Source organism: Acetobacter cibinongensis (assembly GCF_000963925.1).
GTDB lineage: Bacteria > Pseudomonadota > Alphaproteobacteria > Acetobacterales > Acetobacteraceae > Acetobacter > Acetobacter cibinongensis.
In genome coordinates, this window is record NZ_BAMV01000031.1 from 1 (window position 1) to 5,971 (window position 5,971).

Annotated in this window: 5 protein-coding genes; 2 read left to right on the forward strand and 3 right to left on the reverse strand. The window is 50.7% G+C overall.

What is annotated here, in order from left to right; translation table 11 throughout:
* Positions 1-11 precede the first annotated feature (11 nt).
* Entirely contained in the window at positions 12-1,151 is a 1,140-nt protein-coding gene (locus tag Abci_RS12750; protein WP_048839566.1) for an Eco57I restriction-modification methylase domain-containing protein, read from the reverse strand.
* A 393-nt stretch (positions 1,152-1,544) separates the two neighbouring features.
* Here Abci_RS12750 and Abci_RS12755 point away from each other — a divergent pair, with 393 nt between their 5' ends.
* A complete protein-coding gene (locus Abci_RS12755) occupies positions 1,545-2,192 on the forward strand; it encodes a ParA family protein (RefSeq protein ID WP_048839568.1) in 648 nt (215 codons plus the stop codon).
* The gene (locus Abci_RS12760; RefSeq protein ID WP_048839569.1) at positions 2,185-2,892 is read left to right on the forward strand and encodes a hypothetical protein; all 708 of its coding nucleotides are present in this window, start codon (positions 2,185-2,187) and stop codon (positions 2,890-2,892) included. The genes Abci_RS12755 and Abci_RS12760 overlap by 8 nt, the downstream gene beginning before the upstream one ends.
* Before the next feature lie 56 nt (positions 2,893-2,948).
* Here the strand turns inward: Abci_RS12760 and Abci_RS12765 are convergent, their stop codons facing one another.
* Together Abci_RS12765 and Abci_RS12770 are read right to left on the reverse strand one after the other, a co-directional pair.
* Entirely contained in the window at positions 2,949-3,863 is a 915-nt protein-coding gene (locus tag Abci_RS12765; RefSeq protein ID WP_084597670.1) for a replication protein RepA, read from the reverse strand.
* A gap of 464 nt (positions 3,864-4,327) precedes the next feature.
* Entirely contained in the window at positions 4,328-5,761 is a 1,434-nt protein-coding gene (locus tag Abci_RS12770) for a site-specific integrase (RefSeq protein ID WP_244877688.1), read from the reverse strand.
* Positions 5,762-5,971: the final 210 nt, after the last annotated feature.

Below are 5,971 nucleotides of genomic sequence, written 5' to 3' on the forward strand. Positions count from 1 at the left end.
CATCTTCTACCTTAAAGAATGAGTCCTGAGCCTAAAACCTGAGCCGGGTTCTCTAGGAAATAGCGATTGATCCTTAGCGGGCCTCGACCCTTATCACTGTCTGGCACAAACGCTGTTTCCAACCAGGTCTGATCGCCGGGTAGCTCTCCAATCATGCGCTTACGGAACACCAGCAGATCAAGCACGACCTCGGTGCCCGCATCCGCACTCATTGCCCCCGCAGGCAACCGTACCGCTCCCAGCAGATCAGCTTCTTCGGCAATATGCTGACGAGCCTTCTGCTCAGTTTTGTCGAGCGTATGGCGTGAGGTGACGAATGCTGCAAAACCGCCGGGGCGTAGCGCGCTGATTGCACGGGCAATGAACCAGTCATGCAGACTGAACCCTCGCAATTCACGATGCTCCGCTGCATTGACCTGACGGTTGGAGAAAGGCGGATTGCCAATCGCCAGATCATACGTCGTGGCCAGTGTTACCTTGGTGAAATCTTCCTGCCTGATCCATTGCTTAGGGAACAGCTTGCGGGCCATACGCGCGGCGATGCTGTCCATCTCGATACCGGTAAAGGCAATCCGCCCTTCAAGGCGCTCGGGTCTGAGCGCCTTGAACTGCCCAACACCACAACCGGGCTCCAGAACTGACCCACCCTGGAAACCACGTTTTACGAGCATGTTCCACAGCGCTGTGACAATGTATTCCGGCGTGTAATGGGCATACTGAGTGGAGCGGGCGAGGGCGGCATGATCTGTCTCGCTGCAAGCGGCCTCGAGTTCCTTGCCGAGGCTTTCCCAACCAGACCGGTAGGGCTCATTGCCACGGGGCAAGAGGGTGTTGGCCAGTTCACTCGCCCCAAAGCCAATGAAACGGCTCAATACAGCCTGCTCGTCGGGGATAGCATTACGGTCTTCACCCTCAAGCGTGCTCAGCAACTTGATGGCCGCAATATTGTCGCGGGCACGGTCTTTCCATGCACCGGCAAGACCACGGGTGCCAAGGAGGCGAAAATCTGCCTGAGGAATGACCAGTGGGGTTTCCGTGATGGAGGAGGGAAGGGGGCTGTCTTCTCCCTCAAGTTCCCCCCAGAACAGCTCGGAAGTGCTGTCGAGAATGGAAGAAGAAAACAGGCTTAGCTGATCATCGAACAGGGACATGGAAGGCTCCGGACAAACGTCGAACGCCGCCTGCGTCTGGGACGAGGCGGTGATCGGGAGGATTGGACAACGGCAGGGAAGGGGACTGAGCGTTTTCTCGCGTCAGATTTTCTTCTGCATGCTGTCTCCGGAACCGAGCCTGGGTGGCGCGGGCAAAGGCGGCGCCTGCGCCGGGATCGGGCTGGTGCTAGACAGACCGATCCACCCTTTGCGCGGGACACTCAGGGTTGGTCGGAGTTTTTGTCTCTTTTCTATTGCTTTGCGTTTTTAGCCTTTTGTGAGAATTAGACATGTCTAATGAAAATTAACAACTTGATCGACGCCGTCTGCATCTGTAAGCATTATATGATGCGCGGAATTAGACATGTCTAATTTATTAGAGGAGGCAACTACATGACAAAGATTGTTTTAGTGTCGTCCCCCAAAGGCGGAAGTGGAAAGTCGGTGGTTACCAGGCATCTCCTTGTTGCTGCGGCTCAAGAAGGCCTGAGAGTTATTGGGATAGACTTTGACCGCCAGGGGACAATAGATAAATGGGGGAAAAGGCGGCAGGTGCTCAGAGCGAAAATGCCTGAGTTTATCGATGTCTCTATTGTTGCTGCCCAACTGCAGGATTGGCGAGGCGGTCTTAGCCACGCAAAAGGCTACGACCTTGCGGTAATTGACACACCCCCGAGTGTGGAAGACCATATGGCCGCTATTACCGGCTTGGCGCAAGCTGCAGACATTGTGGTGGTTCCTTGCGCATGCACACAAGACGATGTCGATAGCATTGCTCCTTGGATAGATGTTTTAAATCAGGTCACAAACAACACGGTCGTTGTGTTGAATAGAGCAAATCGTCGTACCAATTCATTCGCTAGGGTTCGTGGTCGCCTCATTAAGGTGGCTGATGTTATTCCTGTAGAATTACCCCAATTAGAAGATGTGCACGTCCCAAGCGGCAAGGGACTGACTCTCCTCGATTTTACAAAAAGCCGGGGTCAAGAACCTTTTGAAGAATTTTGGGCGTTCATAAATAGGAAAATCGGTAATGTCTAAAACACACAGAGTGTCACGTACGTCAATCCGATCCGTTATGGAAGAAGACGATAGCTTGAGTGTTGGTGATAACCGCGCAACAATGTTAGTAGAACGGGTTGTCATTGATGACAATGTCATGACAACCATAGAAGATGTCTTTGCTGGTACTTCTGTAGTTTCAGATTCTGAAAAAGTCTCTCGTATTCTGGCTGTTCGTGCCGAGGTCAATCAAAACTGGAGTCAAGCGCGAGATTCTTTTCTCGCTATCGGACGTGCTCTGCTTGATTTGGAAAATTTCCTTTCAAAAGCAGAATATATTAAACTGAGACAGGGGTCTGAGCGCTTGTTTCCATTTTCTGACGCTACGGCAACGCAGTTAAGGCGGATTGCTAAAGCTGTGTCGGATGGAGTGATCCCTTTGGATGCTTGTCCAGGAAGCTATGGGACAGCTTACCAAATTACTCTGTTGAACGAGTATCAGCTTCAGGTGGCCAAAGAGCGTGGCCTCATTCGACCAGATGTAACTCGTCGTGAGATTGCCAATCTCCGAAGAGAGACGGTTATTAAGCAGGAGGTGTCCGGTCGAATAGATGTCAATTTATTAAAAGACGAGTACAGAAAGCTTTTAAGGCAGCGGGAAAAACTGGAATCTGAAATGGCTGCAGTTGATTCCAAAATACAGGATATCAGGGGACTCTTGGGGGATTTGATAGAATAACCCCCAATACTACGATAGTGATACGCTAGAGTCCCCATGCAGGGGACTCTAGCGGGTTACCCATAAATTTTAGGTGCTATAGGAGGCCTAGACGGATGTAAAATAACGCCAGTCTTTGTTACTTCAGTTTTTGCGGCTGGATAGACAGCGAGAGCCACTTTCAGATTATCTATGAACTTCGGCCTGAAATGGTCTAAGCGCACTACTCCTGCACCAAATTGTGCTTTCAGAGCAGTCCATGTGATTGCTGTCGGTCCTTTCAGCGCGTGAAGTCGATATGCAAGCCAGCAGTAGATGTCCAATGCTTGACTATGCCCATTTAATGCTCGGATGGCAGCTTCTTCGATTGGAATTGGATGTTTTTGCAGCTGATCGTAAAAGAGTTCTGAAATTTTTGCCCGCTCTAGAAATTGCTGTTTGCCGTTGTCCTTATGATCATCTGTAAAGATAGCGGCATCCACAATATTTTGGTTTATCAACCCGCTAGAGTTCCCAGATTGGAAATGGAAAGAGATTCTGCACCTGAAAATTCGTTCAGCTTGCTCCTTAACATCTTTGATTGATTTTCCACCTTGTGGAATACCCATTCTTTTTAGCCAGTCTCTTAGCGATTTACCGAGTTCAATTTCTCTATTTTGAGTTTTTATAGCTTCGGTCTGTAAATAAAGCATAATCAGTCGTGCTTTACTCCCGTAAGGTACACCCACAGGCACAGGGTTTGAACCACGTACTGCACGTCTACCGGGCTCGACAATCATTACAGCTCTGTCTGTTTCAATTTGCCAGACCAGATCATCAGCTAAGCGTTTATGTGGCAGACCTACGTGAGCAAAGCCACTGTATAGGAATCCAATTCCTGTATCTTCATAAGCCATGTAATCAGCAGCAATTTCGATGATCTTACGATCTTCATCAAAGGACAGAGCCCCTTGTTTGCCATGTTCTTCTATAAGCTTGTGAATAGTTCCCACAAGAGAACTCCTTTGAGCAGGATCACTAGACACTAGCAGCAATTCTGAGCTTGAGAAGCGGGAACTTTAGCGGGATTGAGGTAATGGATGTGATCTAAATATTTGTAGTATTATTTTAAGTTATTAGTTTGTCCTGCTAAAGTTCTCGGGATAAGTGGAAAAATTATAGAGTTTCCGGTATTTTTCCCCTCTAGAGTTCCCGTTCGATCCCCCTAGAGTTCTCAACTCGTCCCGCTAAAGTTCTCACTATTCCGCTAGAGTTCTCGGGATAATTGAACAACATTTCCCGCTAAAGTTCCCGCCTTATTTTCGAACTCAACATGTATAATCCGAGTCTCTGCCACAAATGTGGAGGCTGATGTCTTCGCGCTTGCTGCCATGAAATCTAGATAGTGCAGAGATGGGGACTCTGGCGGGTACGAGTCTTCGTACAGGCTGCTGACTAGTAGAAATGAGCATTCCTGTTAACGGTTTAAAGCATGTTCATCAAACGGATCGCCCAGTTCTAGGTAGTCTCCCAGAGCCGCGTATGTCGCATGCCGAGCAAGTCTCTTAAGTTTCACGGGGTGCGCTCCAGCATCCATTCCCGTTGTAAGTGCACCCCGTTTCAGGCTGTGTCCACCGAAGGTCTGCCCATCAAACCCAGCGGCTCTAGCACGGTTTTGGATAATTCGGGCGATAGAGCGATCTGTCAGGGGCGACTGCCCGATTTTACGACCATCTCCATGCGAGGTAATTGTACTTTCCTTGCGGACACGGCGGAAGATAGGGCCAGCCTGTATGCCTGATACTGCCAGCCATGCCCCGTATGCTTTTACGGGACAATGCTGATCCTGAGTGTAGGGGAGAGCAACCTCAACGCCTTTCCCCTGCCTGTCTCCCTTGGACTGGGGCAAAGTCACGAGCAAGCCCTTACTGATTAAAGCTACATGGTGGATCTCAATGCTAGCCAGTTCGGACCGCCGGAACGCGCCATAAAAACCCATGAGGAGCAAAGCCCGATCTCGTATCCCAGATAACTTACTTAGGTCTATTGCATTGATGATTGTTGCCAGAATGTCCTGCGTTGCGGCGGCTTTACGTCGCGGCGTAAAGCCGTTCTTGGCGGCGGTGCGCCTGATCCCGGTCATGGTTTCGCCAATAGCGGCGTCAGCGGTGGGAACGGCACAACCAGCCAGACGATGAAGATAGGTGATAGCGGCCCGCCGCAATTCCAATGTCGAAGGCGCAAGGCCCCGACCTCTTTCGTCTGCCAGAAATGCGGCGATGTCGGCCGAGCGTGCAGGGAGGCAGGGCAGGGCATGATGATCCGCCCAGGCACACCATGCTCGGACACCGGCACGATAGGCTCGGCGTGTATTATCTGCCTTAGCCTGCAAAGCGTAGGCTGAGGCACTGTCACGGGCGGTTTCAAGAGAGCCATCGCGTTGAGGAACGGCTCTGCCTAAAGAAGCGTCAAACCATCGGATAATAACGCCGGGTGGCTGACCTGCTGGTGAGGGCAGGGAAGGAACCGAGTTAGACTGTGTGATAGTGTCCCTGTGTGCTTGCCTGTAACGCGCCAGAAAATACAGCGCTGATCCGAGATGCAGCTCAACAGACAGTGCAGGGTCATCTGGAGCCACACCAATCCGCGCTGCGGCTATTGCGCGAGCACGAGCAGCGAATGGCACGTCATGAGCGATCACCAGATCGTCGGTATTGTTTTCAGATAGTCTGATACCCGACAGGCGTAATTCCAGTCCTGGGGAAAGACGGGCTGTAGAGAGAATGTTCGGTAGCATGTCGGCTGCGGAACCTGTCTCAGTCAGACAGTGTCGGGTGATCCGGTCACATAGGTCGAAAAGAGTAGAGAAAGCCCGATCTTTCCGACCGTGAACAATAACTTCATCCAACATGAACAGTACCTCGTGCTTGCTTCTACCCTGAGTATCTAACACCCAGTGTAGTCGCTCATGGCGCTGAACGGGACCGTATTTTTGACTTTGCAAGGTCTATCTTGGGGGGGGGAGCAGAATGTCCGTTTGCAGTTTTACGTGGGGGGATCGAAGAACCCTTGATTGATACGCTTGGCTGGTGATTTCAGGCTTTTGGCGATTTGATTGACT